Here is a 20,356-nt window from a genome sequence, read left to right as displayed (position 1 = left end):
CGCACCCCTCCGGACCCGGGCAGCCCCGCCTGCCTGCCGCCTCGAGGCCCTCTTCCCCGTGCCCGTCCGACGCGAAAGGACCACTCCATGGAACGTGTCTCCCCTCCCCTGACCGGCGGCGAGCGCGAGACCCTGCGCGCCTACCTCGACTACCACCGCGCCACCCTCGCCTGGAAGTGCGAGGGGTTGACGGACGAGGAGCTGCGCCGCGCCTCGATGCCGCCGTCCGCGCTGTCCCTGCTGGGCCTGGTGCGGCACATGGCCGAGGTGGAGCGCCACTGGTTCCGGCGCACCCTGGCCGGTGAGAACGTCCCGCACGTCTGGTCCGACCGGTACGACTTCCAGGCCGCCTACGACGCCGCCGGCGCCACCCGCGAGGAGGCGTTCGCCGCCTGGGAGGCGGAGGTGGAGCACGCCCGGCGGATCGAGGCCGCCGCGGAGTCCCTCGAGGCGTCGGTGTACGTGAAGAGCTGGCAGGAGGAGGCCTCGCTGCGCCTGATCATGCTCCATCTGATCCACGAGTACGCCCGCCACAACGGCCACGCGGACTTCCTGCGGGAGGCCATCGACGGCGCGACCGGCGCCTGACGTCCCCTCCGGGCGGCCCACCCACCCCACCCCATATAGTTAGGGCAGCCTAACCTAATTGCCGGGGAAGAGTGTGAGCCTGTGACCGACGCGGACGACTTTGAGCTGTACCGGGACGACTGGGGCATCCCGCACCTGCGCGCCCCCGACGCCCTCCGCCTGGCCTACGCCCAGGGCCGCGCCACCGCCCTGGACCGGGCCTGGCAGCTGGAGGTCGAGCGCCACCGCTCCCAGGGCTCCAGCGCCGCGTTCCTCGGCCCGGAGTCGGTCGCCTGGGACCGGTTCGCCCGGCAGAGCCGCCTCGACGACACGGCCCGCCGCTGCCACGAGGCACTCGACCCGGAGACCGCCGCCTGGGTCGGGGCGTACGTCGACGGCGTCAACGACGGCCTGGCCGCCGGCGCCGCCCGCGACGAGCGCTTCGCCCGCACGGGCCACGCCCCCGCGCCCTGGGAGCCGTGGGTCCCGCTCGGCATCTGGATCGCCACCCACATCCTCTTCGCCGGCTTCGCCACCAAGCTGTGGCGCGAGCGCGTGGCCCGCGCCCTCGGGCCCGAGGCCACCACCCTCTTCGCCACCGACGGCCCCGGCACCGCCGGCAGCAACGGCTGGCTCGTCCCGGGCGACCGCACCGCCACCGGCGCGGCGATCATCGCGGGCGACCCGCACCGCTTCATCGAGGACCCGGGCGTCTACCAGCAGATGCGCCTGTCCTGCCCCGAGTACGACGTCCTCGGCCTCGCCGTCCCCGGCATCCCCGGCCTGGCCCACTTCGGCCACACCGGCAGTGCCGCCTGGGCGATCACCAACGCCATGGCCGACTACCAGGACCTGTACGTCGAGCAGCTGCGGACCGCCGCGGACGGCGTGTCCGTGGAGGCCCTGGGCCCCGACGGCGCCTGGGAGCCCGTCCACCGGCACACCGAGACCATCGCCGTCGCCGGAGCCGAGCCCGTGGAGGTGGAGGTCCTGGAGACCGCCCGCGGCCCGGTGATCACCCGCGAGGGAACCGCGGACCAGACGCTCTCGCTGCGCTACCCGCCCCGCGTCCGCCGCGACCTCGGCTTCGCCGTCCTGCCGGCCCTGCTGCGCGCCCGTACCGTCGGCGACATCGACCGGGCCCTCGACGGCTGGGCCGAGCCCGTCAACGTCGTCCACGCCGCGGACACCGCCGGCGGCCTGCTGCACCGCGTCGCCGGTGCGGTGCCGCTGCGCGACCCGGCCAACCGGCTGCGCCCCGTACCCGCGTGGGACGCCCGGTACGCCTGGCGGGGCTGGGCGCAGACCCCGGCCGAGCCGGTGCAGGGCTTCGCCGTCATGGCGAACGCGCGCGGCATCGCCTCGCCGCTGGGCGTGGAGTTCGCGCCCCCGCACCGCGCCGACCGGATCCGCGCGCTGCTGTCCGGCTCGGCGAACTGGTCCCCCAAGGCGATGGCCGACGTACACCGGGACACCTACCTGGCCTCGGCCGGGCCGCTGCTCGCCCTGCTGCCCGCGCTGGAGGGGCTGTCCCCGGCCGCGGAGGCGCTGCGCGCCCGTCTGCTGGCCTGGGACCGGCACATGGAGGCGGAGAGCACGGACGCGACCGTCTTCTCCGCGCTGCGGACGGCCACCGTGCGCCGCTTCGCCGCGGACCCCGCCCTCGCCGCCCTGGCGGGCGCCCCGACCGGCCCGGAGGTGTTCCACCCCTGGCTGTACCTGGTCCCGCGGGTCGGCTACGCCCTCGAAGGCCTGCTGGCGACGGAGCTGCTGCCGGACCTGGACCGGGTGGCGCACGTACGGGCCGCCCTGGAGGAGGCGGCCGCTGCCGGCGTCCCGGACGTCCCGTGGTCTCAGGTGCACCGCCTCGCCCCCTGGTCGGCGCTCCCGGACCCGGACGCCGAGTGGCCGGGCCTCGGCGGCGACCACGACTGTGTGAACGCCACCTCCTCCGTCCCCGGCTTCACCGATCTGAGCGCCCGTGCCTCCGCGGCCCGCTACGTCTGGGACCTCGGCCGCCGCGAGGACAGCCTGTGGGCGGTCCCGCTCGGCGCGGACGGCGTCGCCGGCACCGCCCACCACCGCGACCAGCTCCCGCTGTGGGCGCGGTGCGAACTCGTCCCCGTCGTCACCGACTGGGCCCGCCTCACCAGGGAGGACGTGTGACCGGCCCCGCCGCTGCCGGCACCCGGCAGCCCCTGTTCACCCGTGCCGTCGAGGGCTTCGGCACGGTGACCTTCACGCCGGTCGACCCGGCCGCCGACGCCGCGCTGATCCACGGCTGGGTGAGCCAGGAGCGGGCCCGCTTCTGGGGCATGACCGAGGCGGGCCCGGACCTGGTCCGGGACATCTACGAGGACGTCGACCGGCGCACCACGCACCACGCGTTCATCGCGCGCCGCGACGGGGCGCCGGTCGCGCTCTTCCAGTCGTACGAGTGCACCGCGGACCGGGTCTCCGAGTGCTACGAGGTCCAGCCGGGCGACACCGGCGTGCACCTGCTGCTCGCCCCGGCCGAGGGCGGGGCGGAGCAAGGCTTCAGTGCACGGCTGATCGGCGCCTTCCTGGACTTCGTCCGCTCGGACGGCACCGCGCGCCGGCTCGTCGCCGAGCCGGACGCCCGCAACGCCAAGGCGATCGCCCGGCTGGAGCGCAGCGGATTCGTCCTCGGCCCGGAGGTCGAGCTGCCGGAGATCGACCTGCCCGGGGTGTTCATCCCGGCGAAGCGGGCCCGGCTCGCCTTCCTCGACATGCCCGCGCCGGGAAGCCGGTGACGAGGGCGGCCCGGTGACGCGGGCGCCCGGCGAACGGAAGGTGCCCGGTGGGCGGTTCCGCGACCCGGGCGCCCGGCAGCGCCCGAGCCGGCTCCGGCCGGCGGGCGAGCGGCACCGGCCGGTCCTCCGCGGAGAAGCCGAACGGCCCTCCGGCGGAGAAGCCGAACGGCCCGCACCCCGGGACTGGGTGCGGGCCGTTCGTGCGCTGCGGGAGCCGGTACGGCGCCGGGCAGCAGGGCGGGTCCTACTCGGAGACGCCGAGCTTCTCCAGGATGAGCTCCTTGACACGGGCCGCGTCGGCCTGGCCGCGGGTGGCCTTCATGACCGCGCCGACCAGGGCGCCGACCGCGGCGATCTTGCCGCCGCGGATCTTGTCGGCGATGGCCGCGTTGCCGGCGATGGCCTCGTCCACGGCCGTGCCGAGCGCGCCCTCGTCGGAGACGACCTTCAGGCCGCGCTTCTCGACGACCTGGTCCGGGTCGCCCTCGCCGGCGAGGACGCCCTCGATGACCTGGCGGGCCAGCTTGTCGTTGAGCGAGCCCTCCGCGACCAGCGCGGCCACCCGGGCCACCTGGGCCGGGGTGATCGGCAGCTCGTCGACGGCGATGCCCTGCTCGTTGGCGTTGCGGGCCAGCTCGCCCATCCACCACTTGCGGGCGGCGGCCGAGTCGGCGCCCTCCTCGATGGTGGCGACGATGGAGTCCACCGCGCCCGCGTTGAGGATCGACTGCATGTCGTGCTCGCTGACGCCCCACTCCTCGCGGAGGCGGTTGCGGCGCACGCGCGGCATCTCGGGCAGGGCCGCGCGCAGCTCCTCGACCCACTCGCGGGACGGGGCCACCGGGACGAGGTCGGGCTCCGGGAAGTACCGGTAGTCCTCGGCGTTGTCCTTGATGCGGCCGGAGGTGGTGGAGCCGTCGTCCTCGTGGAAGTGACGGGTCTCCTGCACCACCGTGCCGCCGCTGCTCAGGACGGCCGCGTGCCGCTGGATCTCGAACCGGGCGGCGCGCTCGACGGAGCGCAGCGAGTTGACGTTCTTCGTCTCCGAACGGGTGCCGAACTGCTCGGTCCCGATCGGGCGCAGCGACAGGTTCACGTCGCAGCGCATCTGGCCCTTGTCCATCCGGGCCTCGGAGACGCCGAGGGCCCTGATGAGCTCGCGGAGCTCGGCGACGTACGCCTTGGCGACCTCGGGGGCCCGGGCGCCCGCGCCCTCGATCGGCTTGGTGACGATCTCGATGAGCGGGATGCCGGCGCGGTTGTAGTCCAGCAGGGAGTGGGAGGCGCCGTGGATACGGCCGGTGGCACCGCCGACGTGCAGCGACTTGCCGGTGTCCTCCTCCATGTGGGCGCGCTCGATCTCCACGCGGAAGACCTCGCCGTCCTCCAGCTGGACGTCCAGGTAGCCGTTGAAGGCGATGGGCTCGTCGTACTGGGAGGTCTGGAAGTTCTTCGGCATGTCCGGATAGAAGTAGTTCTTCCGGGCGAAGCGGCACCATTCGGCGATCTCGCAGTTCAGCGCGAGGCCGATCTTGATCGCGGACTCGACGCCGGTCGCGTTGACCACCGGGAGCGAGCCGGGCAGGCCGAGACAGGTGGGGCAGGTCTGCGAGTTGGGCTCGGCGCCCAGCTCGGTGGAGCAGCCGCAGAACATCTTGGTCCTGGTGCCGAGCTCGACATGGACCTCCAGGCCCATGACGGGGTCGTACGACGCGAGGGCGTCCTCGTACGACAGCAGTTCGGTGACGGTCACAGTGAAACTTCCCTCTCAGCCCAGCAGGACGTCGTCGTCGCCGAGGCGCTTCAGCTCGCGGTACAGGATCGCGAGCCCGGTGACGATGGCGGCGGCGGACACAACGGCGTCGACCAGCTGGAGCGTGTCCTGCTCCGTGCGGGCCTTCTTGGCCTGCTTGATCACGCTGATGGCACCGAAAGCGGTGGTCGCGATCGACAGGTACGTACCGGACTTCGACTTCTTGAAGCCCTTGGCCTTGGACAGTGCGCTCACAGGGACGGAGCCTCCTCAAGCAGGGGGTGGCCCCAGCGCTCGACGAAGGCGGCCTCGACGGCGGCACCGACCTTGTACAGGCGGTCGTCCTTCATCGCCGGGGCGATGATCTGCAGTCCGACCGGGAGGCCGTCCTCGGGCGCCAGGCCGCACGGGAGCGACATGGCGGCGTTGCCGGCCAGGTTGGTCGGGATGGTGCACAGGTCCGCAAGGTACATCGCCAGCGGGTCGTCGGCGCGCTCGCCGATGGCGAAGGCGGTGGTCGGGGTCGTCGGGGAGACGATCACGTCGACCTGCTCGAAGGCCTTGTCGAAGTCCCGGCTGATCAGCGTGCGGACCTTCTGGGCCGAGCCGTAGTAGGCGTCGTAGTAGCCGGAGCTGAGGGCGTACGTGCCGAGGATGACGCGGCGCTTGACCTCGTCGCCGAAGCCGGCGTCGCGGGTGAGCGCGGTGACCTCCTCGGCGGACTTGGTGCCGTCGTCACCGATGCGCAGGCCGTAGCGCATGGCGTCGAAGCGGGCCAGGTTCGAGGAGCACTCGGACGGCGCGATCAGGTAGTACGCGGCCATCGCGAGGTCGAAGGACGGGCAGTCCAGCTCGACGATCTCGGCACCGAGCTCCCGGAGCAGCTCGACGGACTCGTCGAAGCGCTGCACGACGCCGGCCTGGTAGCCCTCGCCGCGGAACTGCTTGACGACGCCGACGCGCATGCCGGTGACGGAGCCGTTGCGGGCCGCGTCGACGACCGGCGGGACCGGGGCGTCGATGGAGGTGGAGTCCAGCGGGTCGTGGCCGGCGATGACCTCGTGCAGCAGCGCCGCGTCCAGGACCGTACGGGCGCACGGGCCGCCCTGGTCGAGGGAGGAGGAGAAGGCGACCATGCCGTAGCGGGACACGCCGCCGTACGTGGGCTTCACGCCGACGGTGCCGGTGACGGCGGCGGGCTGGCGGATGGAGCCGCCGGTGTCGGTGCCGATCGCCAGGGGCGCCTGGAAGGCCGCCAGCGCGGCCGCGGAGCCGCCGCCGGAGCCGCCCGGGATGCGGGTGAGGTCCCACGGGTTGGAGGTGGGGCCGTAGGCGCTGTTCTCGGTGGAGGAGCCCATGGCGAACTCGTCCATGTTGGTCTTGCCGAGGATGACGACGTCGGCTTCCTTCAGCTTGCGCGTCAGGGTGGCGTCGTACGGCGGGATCCAGCCTTCGAGGATCTTCGAACCGACGGTGGTCGGGACCCCGGCGGTGGTGAAGATGTCCTTGAGGGCGAGCGGGACGCCGGCCAGCGGGCCGAGCTTCTCGCCGCGCTCGCGCTTGGCGTCGACGGCACGGGCCTGGGCCAGGGCGCCCTCGCGGTCGACGTGGAGGAAGGCGTGGACCTTCTCGTCGGTCGCGTCGATGCGGGCCAGGTGGGCCTCGGTGACCTCGACGGCCGTGAGCTCGCCCGAGGCGATCTTCTCGGCGGTCTCGGCGGCCGTGAGCTTGATGATGTTGGTGTCGGCCATGGTGATTAGTCCTCCCCCAGGATCTGCGGCACCTTGAAACGCTGCTGCTCCTGGGCGGGGGCGCCGGAGAGCGCCTGCGCGGGGGTGAGCGACGGTCGGACCTCGTCCGCGCGCATGACGTTGGTCAGCGGCAGCGGGTGGGAGGTCGGCGGCACGTCTTGGTCGGCGACCTCGGACACGCGGGCGACCGCGCCGATGATGTCGTCGAGCTGTCCGGCGAAGTGAACAAGCTCTTCGTCGGACAGTTCCATACGTGCCAGCCGAGCGAGGTGGGCGACCTCCTCGCGCGAAATGCCAGGCATGCAGCGATCCTCTGGGGGTGGTGAGTGTGTAGTTTCGTGCCCAATCCTATGGGGCAGCGCCCCGGAGCCACGAAACCGTTTGCCACCCGGGACGGCCGCGGGCCCCCGGCGGGGCGGCTGCGCGGCCGGAGTGCCACGGGGCCGGGGGCCGAGGGGCGGGGCCTACGGGGCCGGGGACTCCGCCTTGGCCGGGGCCGACGAGAGCTCCCGCGTGATGTCCGCGGGGCGGCGCCAGCCGCGCTCGCCGCGGGCCAGCAGCCAGGCCGTGGCCTCCTGCGGGGGCATGGCGGCCGCGACCAGCCAGCCCTGGACGGCGTCGCAGCCCAGGTCGCGCAGCCGCTCCCAGGTCTCGTCGTCCTCCACGCCCTCGGCCACCACGAGCAGGCCCAGGGAGTGGGCGAGGTCCACGGTGCAGCGCACGATCTCCGCGTCCTGGGCGTCGACCGCGAGCCGCGCCACGAAGGAGCGGTCGATCTTCAGCTCGCTGACCGGGAGCCGCCGCAGGTGGACCAGGGAGGAGTAGCCGGTCCCGAAGTCGTCCAGGGACATCTTCACGCCGTGGGCGGTCAGGCCCGCCATGGTGTCCGCGGCCCGCTGCGGGTCCTCCAGCAGCACGTGTTCCGTTATCTCCAGCTGGAGGCCGCTCGCCGGGACGCCGTGCCGGGCGAGCCGGGCCGCGACGGCGCCGGCGAAGCCTGGGGTGTGGACGTCGCGCGGCGAGACGTTGACCGCCACCGGGACCTTCAGGCCCTGCGCCCGCCACCGGGCCGCCTGGGCGAGGGCGGTCTCCAGCACGTACTCGGTGAGGTGGGGCATCAGTCCCGAGGTCTCGGCGATCGCGATGAACTCGTCCGGGGAGACCCGCCCGCGCTCGGGGTGCACCCAGCGCACCAGCGCCTCCAGCCCGGCCACCTGCCCGTCGAAGCGGACCTTGGGCTGGTAGTGGAGCTCCACCTCGCCGGCGTCGAGGGCCCGGCGCAGGTCGCCGAGGAGGCCGAGCCGGTCGGGGGTGTTGCTGTCGCGCTTGGACTCGTACACCTCCACGCCGGTGCGGTCGCGCTTCGCCTGGTACATGGCCACGTCGGCACGCCGCAGCAGCCCCTCCGCGTCGAGCGCGTGGTCGGGGAAGACGGCGAGGCCGGCGCTGGCCTCCAGGACGAGGGTGAGGCCGTCCAGGTCGAGCGGCGAGCTGAGCTCGGCGACCAGGTGGCGGGCGACCCGCTGGGCGCTGGTGGTGGAGTCGGCGACGGGCAGGAGGACGGCGAACTCGTCGCCGCCGAGCCGCGCGGCCTCGGCCTCCTCGGGCAGGGCCTGCCGCAGCCGGTCGGCGATCTGGAGCAGCAGCCGGTCGCCCGCGAGGTGGCCGAGGGTGTCGTTGACCGCGCGGAACCGGTCCAGGTCGATCAGCACGAGCGCCGACCGCGTGCCCAAACGTTCAGCCTCGTCGAGTGCGGACCAGGCCCGCTCCAGCAGCCACTGCCGGTTCGGCAGCCCGGTCAGCGGGTCCCGCAGCTGCTCCTCGGCGCGGGCCCGGGCGATCCACAGGGTGGAGTCCAGGGCGATCAGCGGTACGGCGAACAGCGGCAGCAGCACCGGCTGCGCGACGGCCACGACGCAGATCAGCGGGGCGATGCCGAGCAGCGCCACGGCCACTAACGCCTGCCGGAGCAGCGCCGTACGGGCAGCGGTGCGCAGACCCCCGCCGCGCGGCGCCAGCGCGAGCCACAGCAGCAGCCGGCTGGCCAGCAGGTAGGCCACGGCGACCAGGACGACCTCGGGGGCGGCCTCCAGCCCCCAGTCGGCGGGCCTCCAGGGCGATTCGACGGCGGGCGCCTCCCCGAAGGCGGTGAGGACGAGGGCCCCCGCGCCGATGCCGAGGATGTCGGCGGCGCCGTGCAGCAGCCCCTGTCGCCAGCGGTGCCGGCGCGCCGCCCCGACCAGCGTGACCACGGCGAGGGAGACGAGCCCGGCGGGCACCCAGCCGTAGAGGAGGAGCACGCCGAGGGTGAGGGCCGCGCCGGAACCGGTGCCACCCCACCAGCGGTCCCGGCCGAGGGCGACCAGGTGGCCGACGATGATGCCGGTCAGCAGGGCGAGCGCCCAGCCGACCGTGCCGCCGGGGAACAGGGCGTGACGGTCGGTCAGGGTGGCGGCGATGCCCGCCGCGAGGACCACGGCGGCCAGGCCCACGACGGTGAAGGGCAGCACGGTGCGCTGCCTCGCTCCGCCCGGACCCGATCCGGTGTCGAGCGGGTACCCGTCCCGTGTCCTGGCACGCAGGACCCCGGGCCGGCCCGTCCGCATGGGCGGGATCTCCCCGCCGAAATCAGGTGACGGGTCGGCGCTTTCGGTGGGTTTCATGCCCGTCCCTCTCACAGCCGGCACTGCCGATGCCACGCGATGGCCCCGATGTCATGCCACCACGGCTGGATTCGCACCACGCAGCCGTGCACGACAGGCGCACCCCTCAACAGTAGGACGCGAGAGGCTCCCAGGGGCACCGGTCGGCGGCGGTTGCCCGAATGCGACCCAGCCATCCTCATCAGTACGGTATCCGCCGAACAGGTGAGTTTGGACCAGGACCCCCGGTCACCCATCCGATGATCCGACAGCTCACTGCCCCGGGAACAGCCTTGTACCGGCCGTTTACCACCGTCTGTTGCGCCGGGCGTGCGCCCGCCCGTACGGCCGCACGCCACGCATCAGTTCGCCTTCTCCGGTTCCCGTGGCGGGGTTGTCCGGCCGTGCTATTCCGCTGCGGCGCCGTCCACCGGGAGCGCCGCCCCGCGCGCCGCGTCGGGGCCCTGCTCCAGCAGCACGGCGAAACCCGCCTCGTCGAGAATGGCCAGCTTCAGCTGCACCGCCTTGTCGTACTTCGAGCCCGGGTTGTCGCCGACCACGACGAAGGAGGTCTTCTTGGAGACCGATCCGGTCACCTTGGCGCCCCGGCTCTGCAGGGCGTCCTTCGCGCCGTCGCGGGTGTGGTTCTGCAGGGTGCCGGTGACGACGACGGTGAGGCCCTCCAGGGGGCGCGGGCCCTCCTCCTCGCCGGAACCTTCCTCCTCCATGCGGACGCCGGCCGCCCGCCACTTGCGCAGGATCTCCTGGTGCCAGTCGACGGCGAACCACTCCTTGAGGGAGGCAGCGATGATCGGGCCGACCCCCTCGGTGGCGGCCAGCTCCGCCTCGGTGGCCTGCTCGATCCGCTCGACGGAGCGGAATTCGCGGGCCAGCGCCTCGGCGGCCACCGGACCGACGTGGCGGATCGACAGGCCGTTGATGACGCGGGCGAGCGGGCGGTCCTTGGCGGCGGCGATGTTCTCCAGCATCGCCAGGGTGTTCTTCTTCGGCTCGCCCTTCTGGTTGGCGAAGACCGTGACGATCTTCTCCTCGCCGGTCTTCGGGTCGCGCCTGGGCAGCCCGCTGTCGGGGTCGAGGACGTACGCCTTGATGGGCAGCAGCTGCTCGACCGTCAGGTCGAACAGGTCGCCCTCGTCGAGCATCGGCGGACGGGCCGGCTCCAGCGGCCGGGTGAGGGCGGCCGCGGCCACCGCGCCGAAGTTCTCGATGTCCAGGCACTGCCGGCCGGCCAGGTAGAACAGCCGCTCGCGCAACTGGGCCGGACAGGTCCGCCCGTTCGGGCAGCGGAGGTCGATGTCGCCCTCCTTCATCGGACGCAGCGGGGTCCCGCACTCCGGGCACTCGGCCGGCATCACGAACTCCCGCTCGGTGCCGTCCCGCAGGTCGACCACCGGGCCGAGGATCTCGGGGATCACGTCGCCCGCCTTGCGCAGGACGACCGTGTCGCCGATGAGGACGCCCTTGGCCTTGACCACGTCCTGGTTGTGCAGGGTGGCGAACTCGACCTCGGAACCGGCCACCGTCACCGGCTCCACCTGCGCGTACGGGGTGACGCGCCCGGTGCGTCCGACACCGACCTTGATGTCCACCAGCTTGGTGTTGACCTCTTCCGGCGCGTACTTCCAGGCGATGGCCCAGCGCGGGGCGCGCGCGGTGGAGCCCAGCCGCCCCTGGAGCGGGATCTCGTCGAGCTTGACGACCACGCCGTCGATCTCGTGCTCCACGGAGTGCCGGTTCTCGCCGAACCGGGCGATGAACTCCCGGACTTCCTCCAGGGTGCCCACGACCTCGTTGTGCCGGGCGGTGGGCAGTCCCCAGTCGCGCAGCAGCGCGTACGCCTCGGACAGCCGGCCGATCTCGAAGCCGGCGCGGGCGCCGAGGCCGTGCACCACCATGTGCAGCGGGCGGGTGGCGGTGACCTTCGGGTCCTTCTGGCGCAGCGAACCGGCGGCGGCGTTGCGCGGGTTGGCGAAGGGCTTGTCCCCGGCCTCGACCAGCCGGGCGTTGAGCTCCTCGAACTTCTCCATCGGGAAGAAGACCTCGCCCCGGATCTCCACCAGTTCCGGGATGCGGTCGCCCTTGAGCCGGTCCGGGATCTCCGCGATGGTGCGCACGTTCGGGGTGATGTCCTCGCCGGTGCGGCCGTCGCCGCGGGTGGCGGCCCGGGTGAGCCGCCCGTGCTCGTACGTGAGGTTGACGGCGAGGCCGTCCACCTTGAGCTCGCACAGGTAGTGGAACGCCGAGGAGCCCACGTCCCGGGCGACCCGGTCGGCCCAGGCCGAGAGCTCCTCGTCGTCGAAGGCGTTGTCGAGGGACATCATGCGCTCGCGGTGCTCGACGGACGTGAAGTCCGTCTCGTACGAACCGGCCACCTTCTGGGTGGGCGAGTCGGGGGTGCGCAGCTCCGGGTACTGCTCCTCCAGCGCCTCCAGGGAGCGCAGCAGCTGGTCGAACTCGGCGTCGCTGATGACCGGCTGGTCCTTCACGTAGTACCGGAAGCGGTGCTCCTCGACCTGCTCGGCCAGCAGCTGGTGCTGCTCGCGCACCGCCGCCGGTACCGCCGTGTCCTGCTGTTCGGCTGCCATGCCGTGTCCTCCCGTGGCCCCGTCTCGGTCCGTCACTCAGGGTTGTCGGCGAGCGATCTCGCCGCCCTGGCGCAGTGCGCCTGCGCCGCGCGGGCGTAGGCGGGCGAGGCGCCCGCGAGACCGCACGCCGGGGTGACCACGACGGACTCCGCCAGAGTCCCCGGAGCCAGCCCCAGCCTGCGCCAAAGCTTCCTGACACCCATGACGCTACCGCCCGGGTCCGACAACGGGACATCGGTGCCCGGCACCACTCCGGCGAAGAGTTTCATGCCGCTCTCGACGGCTTCGCCGAGGGCGTCGTCCTCGCGCTCCGTGAGCAGGGAGAAATCGAACGACACCCCCGCGGCGCCGGCGCGCCGCAGCATGCCGAAGGGGACCTCGGGCGCGCAGGAGTGCACGACCACCTCCCCGTCGTGCACGGCGAACAGCTCGCGCAGGGTCCCCTCGACCAGCTGCCGGTCCACGGCCCGGTAGGTCTGGTAGCCGCTGGCGGTCCGGACCCGTCCGCGCAGCACCGCGGTCAGCGACGGCTCGTCGAACTGGAGGACGATCTCGGCGCCGGGGATCCGCTTGCGCACGTCGGCGAGGTGCCCGCGCAGCCCCTCGGCGAGGGAGGCGGCGAGGTCGCGGCAGGCGCCGGCGTCCCGGAGCACCGCCTCGCCGCTGTGCAGCTCCAGGGCGGTGGCCAGGGTCCACGGGCCGACGGCCTGGATCTTGAGCTTCCCCTCGTAGCCCTGGGTGAACTCCTCCAGGGCGTCGAGGTCCTCGCCGAGCCAGGACCGGGAGCGCCGGGTGTCGCGGCCGGGGCGGTCGCTGATCCGCCAGCCGCTGGGCTCGACGTGGGCGTACAGGTCCACGAGCAGGCCGAGCGAGCGGCCGATCATGTCGGCGCCGGGCCCGCGGGCGGGCAGCTCGGGCAGGTACGGGAAGTCCTCGAAGGAACCGGTGGCGGTCTTGGCTGCCTCGCGGGCGTCGCCGCCGGGCAGGGAGCCGACGCCGGTGGCGCTGGCGGTCACCGGCCGGGCCTCACGGACAGGTCGTTGACCTCGGCGTCGCGGGGCAGGTCGACGGCCATCAGGATCGTGGTCGCCACGGACTCCGGGTCGATCCAGTCGGACGGGTCGTACTCCTTGCCCTCCTGGGAGTGCACCTTGGCCTGCATGGCGGTGGCGGTGCGGCCCGGGTAGACGGAGGTGACCCGGATGCCGTTGGCACGCTCCTCGGCGCGCAGCGCGTCGGCGAGCGCCTTGAGGCCGTGCTTGGAGGCGGCGTACGCGCTCCAGTCGGCGTGGGCGGTCAGGCCGGCGCCGGAGTTCACGAAGACGACGGTGGCCTTGGATGCGCGCAGGGTCGGCAGGAGCAGCCGGGTGACCTCGGCGGGGGCGATCAAGTTCACGTTGAGCTGCTCGTGCCAGGTCTTGGGGCGCAGCTCCCCCACCGGCCCGAGGTCGACGATCCCGGCGATGTGCAGCAGGGAGTCGATCCGGTCGGGGATGGCCTGGTGGGAGAAGGCCCAGGACAGCCGGTCGGGGTCGGCGAGGTCCCCGACGAGCGTGCGTGCGCCGGGGTAGCGCTCGCCGAGCTGCCGGGCGCGGGCGGCGTCGCGGGCGAGCAGGATCAGGTCGTCGCCGCGGGCGTGCAGCCGGTTCGCGACGGCGGCGCCGATGCCGGCACCGGCCCCGGTGATCAGATGAGTAGCCATACCGCCCATGCTCGCACCCCGGCGGGGCGCCCCGGCTCCCCGGGCCGCCCCGCCGGGACCGCGTCAGCGCGCGGCGCCGAACCCGCTGACCGCCGGGTACGGGATTGCCGTGCCGCGGCCGGGAAGGACCGCGGACCGCCGGGTCGCCGGCGGAACCGATCGGCTTCGTGCGGCGGCGGTTCCCGGACGCCGGAACGGGCCCGTCACAGGCCTGATTGCGTGCGGATCCCGGCGGCGGTGCGGGTGGCGTCGCAGTCGGTCGGGACGCCTCGTGGTCTTCCACCGACTTCCCTTGTGTCGCGGGCTGTTGGGTTCACGCTCGCAAGGGGTGGGCGGGCGGGTCGATTGCCTGCCGGTCATGCCGCCGCGGCCGGCCGGGCGCCGGGGCGGAAGGTGCGCCGGTAGGCGATCGGCGAGGTGCCGAGGGAGCTGCGCATGTGCTGGCGCAGGGAGTTGGCGGAGCCGAAGCCCGAGCGGTGCGCGACGAGGTCCACGGGCAGGTCGCTGGACTCCAGCAAGTGGCGTGCCACGTCAAGGCGTTGGGCGGTCAGCCACTGCACCGGGGTCATGCCGACCTCGTCGCGGAAGCGCCGGGTGAAGGTGCGCAGGCTCATCCGGGCCCGTGCGGCGAGCTGGCCCAGCGTGAGCGGCTCGTCGAGGTGTTCCAGGGCCCAGGCGCGGGCTTCGGTGGTGGTGGCGACGGTGGGCTCGGGGACGGGCCGGTCGATGTACTGGGCCTGCCCGCCGTCGCGCCACGGCGGTACGACGCACAGCCGGGCGGCCCGGTTGGCCACGGCGGTGCCGTGGTCGGCGCGCACCAGGTAGAGGCAGAGGTCGATGCCGGCGGCGACGCCCGCCGAGGTGAGGATGTCGCCGTCGTCGACGAAGAGGACGTCCTCGTCCAGCTTGACGCGCGGGAAGGCACGCTGGAACTCCAAGGCCTTGAGCCAGTGGGTGGTCGCGGGCCGGCCGTCGAGCATCCCGGCGGCGGCGAGCACGTACGAGCCGGTGCAGATCGACACGATCCGGGTGCCGGGGCGGATCCGGGCGAGGGCGTCGGCATGTGCCTGCGACAGGGGCGCGCCCCGGATGAGCTCGCCCATGGCGTGCGTGGGCGGGATGACCACGGTGTCGGCGGCCGCGAGCGCCTCGGGGCCGGCCGAGACGCCGATCGTGAACCCGGCGTCACTGGCCACGGGCTGCCCGTCGGCGGTGCAGACGGTGACCTCGTAGAGCGGGTTCCCGGAGTCGTCGTAGGCGTTGCCGAAGACCCGGGAGGGCATTCCGAGCTCGAACGGAGGGACGCCTTCGAGGGCGAGTACGGCGACACGGTGCATGGCCGGATTCTGTCACATGGTGGCCGTCCGGCCAGTACTGCGCGGGCCCGGCAGCGGCGAAGCTGATGGCGGCGCCGGGAAAACCGGTGCGGAACAGACATAAAGGAGTCATCCATGCGTGCCGTCGTCGTCAGCCGGTGGGGCGGTCCCGAGGTCCTCACCGAGACCGAGGTCGACCGGCCCGAGCCGGGGCTGGGCGAGATTCTCGTGCGGGTGCACGCGGCCGGCGTGAACCCCGTGGACTGGAAGACCCGCGCCAGCGGCGCCTTCATCACCTGGGACCGGATCCCGGTGGTCGGCTGGGACGTCTCGGGCACCGTCGAGGCGGTCGGACCGGGTGTGACGCTGTACCGGCCGGGCGACGAGGTGTACGGGATGCCCCGTTTCCCGCAGCAGGCGGGCGGCTACGCGGAGTACGTGACGGCCCCGGCGCGGCATTTCGCGCGCAAGCCGGCCTCCCTGGACCATGTGCAGGCGGCCGCGCTGCCGCTGGCGGCGCTGACCGCCTGGCAGGCGCTGGTCGACACGGCCGGCGTCACGGCGGGCCAGCGGGTGCTGGTCCACGCGGCGGCCGGCGGAGTCGGCCACCTGGCGGTGCAGATCGCCAAGGCGCGCGGCGCGTACGTGATCGGCACGGCCAGCGGAGCCAAGCACGGGATCCTGCGCGAGCTGGGCGCCGACGAACTGATCGACTACCGCGCCGAGGACTTCGCCGAGGCGGTCTCGGACGTGGACGTGGTGCTGGACGCGCTGGGCGGGGAGGTCGCGCAGCGCTCCCTGAAGGTGCTGAAGCCCGGCGGACACCTGGTGACGCTGCTCGGACCGGATGTCCCGGCCGGGGCGGACGGGGTGCACGCGTCCTTCGTCATGGTGGAGCCGGACCTCAAGGGCCTGGAGGAGATCGCCGCCCTGGTGGAGCAGGGCCAGCTCAGGCCGCTGGTCGAGACGGTGCTGCCGCTGGAGCAGGCGGCGAAGGCCCACGAGATCGGCGAGCAGGGCCGCACCACCGGCAAGATCGTCCTGACGGTGGCCTGACCCTCCTCGAACCGGAGCCCGGCCGGGCCCTGACGGGCCCTGGCCAAGCCCTGGCCGGTCAGACGGATGCGGCGGCGGCGCGGGTGGTCGTGGCGATCGTGGCGGAGCCGACGACGCGGGTGCCGTCGTAGAGCACGATCGCCTGGCCGGGGGCCACGCCGCGGACCGGCTCGGTGAAGCGCACCCGCAGCTCGCCGTCCACGACCTCGGCGAAGACCTCGGTCTCGCCGCCGTGGGCGCGCAGCTGCGCGGTGTACGTGCCCGGGGCCGCGGGCGTGGAGCCGCACCAGCGGGGGCGGATCGCGGTGAGGGCGCCGATGTCGAGGGACTCGGCGGGGCCGACGGTGACCGTGTTGTTCACCGGCGAGATGTCGAGGACGTAGCGCGGCTTGCCGTCGGGCGCGGGGTGGCCGATGCGCAGGCCCTTGCGCTGGCCGATGGTGAAGCCGTAGGCGCCGTCGTGGGTGCCGACCTTGGTGCCGGACTCGTCGACGATGTCGCCCTCGGCCTTGCCGAGGCGCTTCGCGAGGAAGCCCTGGGTGTCGCCGTCGGCGATGAAGCAGATGTCGTGGCTGTCGGGCTTCTTCGCGACGGCGAGGCCGCGGCGCTCCGCCTCGGCGCGGATCTCCTCCTTGGTGGTGACCGTGTCGCCGAGCGGGAAGAGCGCGTGGGCGAGCTGCCTGTCGTCGAGGACGCCGAGGACGTACGACTGGTCCTTGGCCATGTCGGAGGCGCGGTGCAGCTCGCGGGTGCCGTCCTCGTTGACCACGATCGTCGCGTAGTGGCCGGTGCAGACGGCGTCGAAGCCGAGGGCGAGGGCCTTGTCGAGCAGCGCCGCGAACTTGATCTTCTCGTTGCAGCGCAGGCAGGGGTTCGGGGTGCGCCCGGCCTCGTACTCGGAGACGAAGTCCTCGACGACGTCCTCGCGGAAGCGCTCTGCGAGGTCCCAGCAGTAGAAGGGGATGCCGATGACGTCGGCGGCGCGGCGGGCGTCGCGGGAGTCCTCGATGGTGCAGCAGCCGCGCGCGCCGGTCCGGAAGGACTGGGGGTTCGCGGAGAGCGCCAGGTGGACCCCGGTCACGTCGTGCCCGGCTTCGACCGCGCGGGCTGCGGCGACGGCGGAGTCCACACCGCCGGACATGGCGGCCAGGACGCGGAGGGGGCGGGCGGTGCGCGGCAGGTTCTCAGTCATAGCGCCTTCCAGAGTACGGGGGAACCGTCCGGGGTCACAGCGCGTTGTCGAGTGCAGGGGGTGGATCACATGGCGGTCAAGGGCACGGCGCCGGGGGCGGCGGCCGGGGCGGGGAAGAGCAGGACCCGCCGGGCCGTGCTGCTCGGGGGCCTCGGGATCTTCGCGGTGGCGGGTGTGGCCGGGGCCGAAGAGGTGCGGCGGCTGTGGTGGCTGCTGCCCGGGGTGTCCAAGCCGCGCAAGGAGGGCGAGCTGGACTACGCGGGCGCGGGCTGGACGGCGGCCTCGCCGGCGAACTGGCGGCTGGCGGACCGGCCGGACGACTACCGGGTGGACCGCATCGTGGTCCATGTGACGCAGGGCGGCTTCGCGTCCTCGGTGGACGCCTTCAAGAACCCGTGGCACAGGGCGTCCGCGCACTACATAGTCCGCCAGGACGGCCATGTCGAGCAGATGGTGCGGGAGCTGGACGTCGCCTTCCACGCCGGGAACCGCTCGATGAACGAGCGGAGCATCGGTATCGAGCACGTGGGCTTCGTGGAGCGGCCGCGGGACTTCACGGACGCGATGTACGCGTCCTCGGCCCGGCTGGCCGCCGACATCTGCCGGAGGTACCGCATACCCGTGGACCGCACGCACTTCGTGGCGCACTCCGAGGTCCCGGGCACCGACCACACGGACCCGGGGCCGCACTGGGACTGGGACAGGTACCTGCGCCTGGTGCGGGCCGAGCTGGACGGGCCCCGCACCGGCTGAGGCGCGCCGGCCCGGGCGGCCGGCCGGGGCTGCGGAGCCCGCCTGCCCGGCCTACGCTGATCTTGTGGCCTGCCCCGCGTGGGAGGTGAGGCGATGTCCAGGCTGGCGGTGGTCGTGGCGGCGGCCGGCGCCCTGCTGGTGGGGACGGCGGCGCCGGGCGGGAACGGCATCGAGGACGAGCCCGCCCACGTGATCGCGGAGAAGGGGCGGCAGTCGCTCCTCACCGCCCGGTCCCTGCGCTGGGAGGGGCAGACCAAGGACGCGGCGGGGACCTATGTTGTGGACTTCCGCCTCGACGCGGAGGGCAACTGCGCCGGCACCATCGAGGTGGTTCCGAAGGGGGGCCGCCTGGAGATCATCAAGCGCGGGCGGGACGTCTGGATGAAACCGGATGCGACGTTCATGAAGGCGCAGGTCCCGGGGCAGGCCGGCGAGGCGACGGCCGAGCTGCTGCGGGGACGGTGGATGCACGGGCACGCCGACGACCCCTCGCTCCGCGAGTTCTCCGCCTCGTGCGACGTGTCCCACCTCCAGCGTGAGTACATGCCGGTGCCGTTCGCCGAGGACGACGTGGAGAAGGGTGCGAAGGCCCTCGTCAAGGGCACGCCCGCGATCACGGTCACCGGCCGCTCCGGGGCCGACTGGGCCACGCTCTACGTCGCGACCGAGGGCAGGCCCTACCTGCTCCGGATCCAGGGGCAGATCGGCGGCGTGCAGGGGGAGGCCGACTTCTCCGAGTACGACAAGCCCGTCCCGTCGAAGACGCCGCCGCCGGCCGACAGCGTCGACGTCTCCGACCTGCGGCAGCCGGGCGGGCCGGCCTAAGCGGCCTCGGGGAAGTGGGGCACGCCCCGAGGCCGCTTAGCTCAGGCCGGCCGTGCGGGCGCGCTCCACCGCCGGGCCGATGGCCGCGGCCAGGGCGGCGACGTCCTCCGCGGTGGAGGTGTGGCCGAGGGAGAAGCGCAGGGTGCCGCGGGCGAGCTGCGGGTCGGTGCCGGTGGCCAGCAGCACGTGGCTGGGCTGGGCCACGCCCGCGGTGCAGGCGGAGCCGGTGGAGCACTCGATGCCCTGGGCGTCCAGCAGGAGCAGCAGGGAGTCGCCCTCGCAGCCGGGGAAGCTGAAGTGGGCGTTGGCCGGGAGCCGGTTGTCGGGGTCCCCTCCGAGGACGGCGTCGGGCACGGCCGCGAGCACGGCGCGGATCAGCTCGTCCCGCAGGTGCCCGATCTCGGCGGCGAACCGCTCGCGCCGCTCGGCGGCGAGCACGGCGGCCACCGCGAAGGCGGCGATCGCCGGCACGTCGAGGGTGCCGGAGCGCACGTGCCGCTCCTGGCCGCCGCCGTGCAGCACGGGTACGGGCGTCTGGTCGCGGCCGAGGAGCAGCGCACCGATGCCGTACGGGCCTCCGATCTTGTGGCCGCTGACGGTCATCGCGGCGAGGCCGCTGTCGCCGAAGCGGACGTCGAGCTGGCCCACGGCCTGTACCGCGTCGGAGTGCAGCGGGATGCCGAACTCACGGGCCACGGCGGCCAGTTCGCGGACCGGCATGACGGTGCCGATCTCGTTGTTGGCCCACATCACGGTGGCGAGGGCCACGTCGTCGGGGTTGCGGACGACGGCCTCGCGCAGGTCCTCGGGGCTGACCCGGCCGTAGCGGTCCACCGGCAGGTACTCGACCTGCGCGCCCTCGTGGTCGGCGAGCCAGTGGACGGCGTCGAGGACGGCGTGGTGCTCGACGGGGCTGGCGAGCACCCGGGTGCGGGCGGGGTCCTGGCTGCGGCGGGCCCAGTACAGGCCCTTGACGGCGAGGTTGTCGGCCTCGGTGCCGCCGGCGGTGAAGACCACCTCGCTGGGGCGGGCGCCGAGTGCCTCGGCGAGTGCCTCGCGGGCCTCCTCGACAGTGCGTCGGGCGCGGCGGCCGGCGGCGTGCAGGGAGGACGCGTTCCCCGTGACGGCGAACTGCGCGGTCATCGCCGCAGCGGCCTCCGGGAGCATCGGGGTGGTGGCGGCGTGGTCGAGGTAGGCCATGATCCTCTGATTCTACGAGCCCCCCGGCGCCGGGGGCCCACGGCGCCCCTGCCCCCTCTACCGCCGCTCCACCGCCCGGCGGGGGGACGGCCCGGGGGGGGGGGGGGGGGGGGGGGGGGGGGGGGGGGGGGGGGGGGGGGGGGGGGGGTGGCCCCCCCCGCCCCGCCTTTTTTTCCGCTGCGCCTCCTCCGTGGGGTGGGGGGGGGGGTAGCTGTGGGG

General features: G+C 73.6%; 17 protein-coding genes. 6 read left to right on the top strand and 11 right to left on the bottom strand.

Annotated features, from left to right (window positions below):
* Window positions 1-87 precede the first annotated feature (87 nt).
* The 3 genes from AC068A_RS31695 (at window position 88) to AC068A_RS31685 (ending at window position 3,341) form a co-directional block, all read left to right on the top strand.
* Window positions 88-588 (top strand): DinB family protein, encoded by a 501-nt coding sequence (locus AC068A_RS31695; RefSeq protein ID WP_478589718.1) that lies wholly within the window; start codon window positions 88-90, stop codon window positions 586-588.
* Between the two features lie 81 nt (window positions 589-669).
* Window positions 670-2,733: a penicillin acylase family protein gene (locus AC068A_RS31690; protein ID WP_478589717.1), complete on the top strand. Its 2,064-nt coding sequence runs from the start codon at window positions 670-672 to the stop codon at window positions 2,731-2,733.
* Complete coding sequence (locus tag AC068A_RS31685) at window positions 2,730-3,341, top strand: GNAT family N-acetyltransferase (RefSeq protein ID WP_478589716.1); 612 nt, start codon at window positions 2,730-2,732, stop codon at window positions 3,339-3,341. The genes AC068A_RS31690 and AC068A_RS31685 overlap by 4 nt, the downstream gene beginning before the upstream one ends.
* A 244-nt stretch (window positions 3,342-3,585) precedes the next feature.
* Here AC068A_RS31685 and gatB read toward each other — a convergent pair whose 3' ends face one another.
* The 9 genes from gatB to AC068A_RS31640 all read right to left on the bottom strand — a co-directional run bounded on the left by gatB (window position 3,586) and on the right by AC068A_RS31640 (window position 15,132).
* Window positions 3,586-5,037 (bottom strand): Asp-tRNA(Asn)/Glu-tRNA(Gln) amidotransferase subunit GatB, encoded by a 1,452-nt coding sequence (gatB, locus tag AC068A_RS31680; protein WP_478589730.1) that lies wholly within the window; start codon window positions 5,035-5,037, stop codon window positions 3,586-3,588.
* 72 nt (window positions 5,038-5,109) lie between these two features.
* Window positions 5,110-5,349, bottom strand: coding sequence for a hypothetical protein (locus tag AC068A_RS31675; RefSeq protein ID WP_467802735.1), 240 nt, complete (start codon window positions 5,347-5,349; stop codon window positions 5,110-5,112).
* The gene (gene gatA / locus AC068A_RS31670; protein ID WP_478589715.1) at window positions 5,346-6,845 is read right to left on the bottom strand and encodes an Asp-tRNA(Asn)/Glu-tRNA(Gln) amidotransferase subunit GatA; all 1,500 of its coding nucleotides are present in this window, start codon (window positions 6,843-6,845) and stop codon (window positions 5,346-5,348) included. Before gatA ends, AC068A_RS31675 begins: the two co-directional genes overlap by 4 nt.
* Before the next feature lie 5 nt (window positions 6,846-6,850).
* Window positions 6,851-7,147 carry an Asp-tRNA(Asn)/Glu-tRNA(Gln) amidotransferase subunit GatC gene (gene gatC / locus AC068A_RS31665; RefSeq protein ID WP_403567271.1) on the bottom strand — a complete coding sequence of 99 codons (297 nt, stop codon included), beginning with the start codon at window positions 7,145-7,147 and terminating at the stop codon, window positions 6,851-6,853.
* Window positions 7,148-7,309: 162 nt separating this feature from the next.
* Window positions 7,310-9,508: a putative bifunctional diguanylate cyclase/phosphodiesterase gene (locus AC068A_RS31660; protein WP_478589714.1), complete on the bottom strand. Its 2,199-nt coding sequence runs from the start codon at window positions 9,506-9,508 to the stop codon at window positions 7,310-7,312.
* A 386-nt stretch (window positions 9,509-9,894) separates the two neighbouring features.
* The gene (ligA, locus tag AC068A_RS31655; RefSeq protein ID WP_478589713.1) at window positions 9,895-12,093 is read right to left on the bottom strand and encodes an NAD-dependent DNA ligase LigA; all 2,199 of its coding nucleotides are present in this window, start codon (window positions 12,091-12,093) and stop codon (window positions 9,895-9,897) included.
* Window positions 12,094-12,125: 32 nt separating this feature from the next.
* On the bottom strand, window positions 12,126-13,109 hold the full coding sequence (locus tag AC068A_RS31650) for a methionine synthase (RefSeq protein ID WP_478589712.1): 984 nt from the start codon (window positions 13,107-13,109) through the stop codon (window positions 12,126-12,128).
* Entirely contained in the window at window positions 13,106-13,795 is a 690-nt protein-coding gene (locus tag AC068A_RS31645; RefSeq protein WP_478589711.1) for an SDR family oxidoreductase, read from the bottom strand. The genes AC068A_RS31650 and AC068A_RS31645 overlap by 4 nt, the downstream gene beginning before the upstream one ends.
* A gap of 356 nt (window positions 13,796-14,151) precedes the next feature.
* Window positions 14,152-15,132 (bottom strand): GlxA family transcriptional regulator, encoded by a 981-nt coding sequence (locus AC068A_RS31640; protein WP_478589710.1) that lies wholly within the window; start codon window positions 15,130-15,132, stop codon window positions 14,152-14,154.
* A 114-nt stretch (window positions 15,133-15,246) separates the two neighbouring features.
* Here AC068A_RS31640 and AC068A_RS31635 point away from each other — a divergent pair, with 114 nt between their 5' ends.
* Window positions 15,247-16,167, top strand: a complete 921-nt coding sequence (locus tag AC068A_RS31635; RefSeq protein ID WP_478589709.1) for an NADP-dependent oxidoreductase — start codon at window positions 15,247-15,249, stop codon at window positions 16,165-16,167.
* 58 nt (window positions 16,168-16,225) lie between these two features.
* On the opposite strand, the gene mnmA is transcribed toward AC068A_RS31635, so the two are convergent.
* A complete protein-coding gene (mnmA, locus tag AC068A_RS31630; RefSeq protein ID WP_478589708.1) occupies window positions 16,226-17,359 on the bottom strand; it encodes a tRNA 2-thiouridine(34) synthase MnmA in 1,134 nt (377 codons plus the stop codon).
* A 69-nt stretch (window positions 17,360-17,428) separates the two neighbouring features.
* Here mnmA and AC068A_RS31625 point away from each other — a divergent pair, with 69 nt between their 5' ends.
* Both AC068A_RS31625 and AC068A_RS31620 read left to right on the top strand, forming a co-directional pair.
* On the top strand, window positions 17,429-18,112 hold the full coding sequence (locus AC068A_RS31625) for an N-acetylmuramoyl-L-alanine amidase (RefSeq protein WP_478589707.1): 684 nt from the start codon (window positions 17,429-17,431) through the stop codon (window positions 18,110-18,112).
* Between the two features lie 93 nt (window positions 18,113-18,205).
* Window positions 18,206-18,937 carry a hypothetical protein gene (locus tag AC068A_RS31620; protein ID WP_478589706.1) on the top strand — a complete coding sequence of 244 codons (732 nt, stop codon included), beginning with the start codon at window positions 18,206-18,208 and terminating at the stop codon, window positions 18,935-18,937.
* Window positions 18,938-18,973: 36 nt separating this feature from the next.
* Here AC068A_RS31620 and AC068A_RS31615 read toward each other — a convergent pair whose 3' ends face one another.
* The gene (locus AC068A_RS31615; protein WP_478589705.1) at window positions 18,974-20,137 is read right to left on the bottom strand and encodes a cysteine desulfurase family protein; all 1,164 of its coding nucleotides are present in this window, start codon (window positions 20,135-20,137) and stop codon (window positions 18,974-18,976) included.
* Window positions 20,138-20,356: the final 219 nt, after the last annotated feature.

Source organism: Streptomyces sp. NPDC043854, from assembly GCF_056436005.1.
This window is presented reverse-complemented; position numbering and strand designations above follow the sequence as displayed.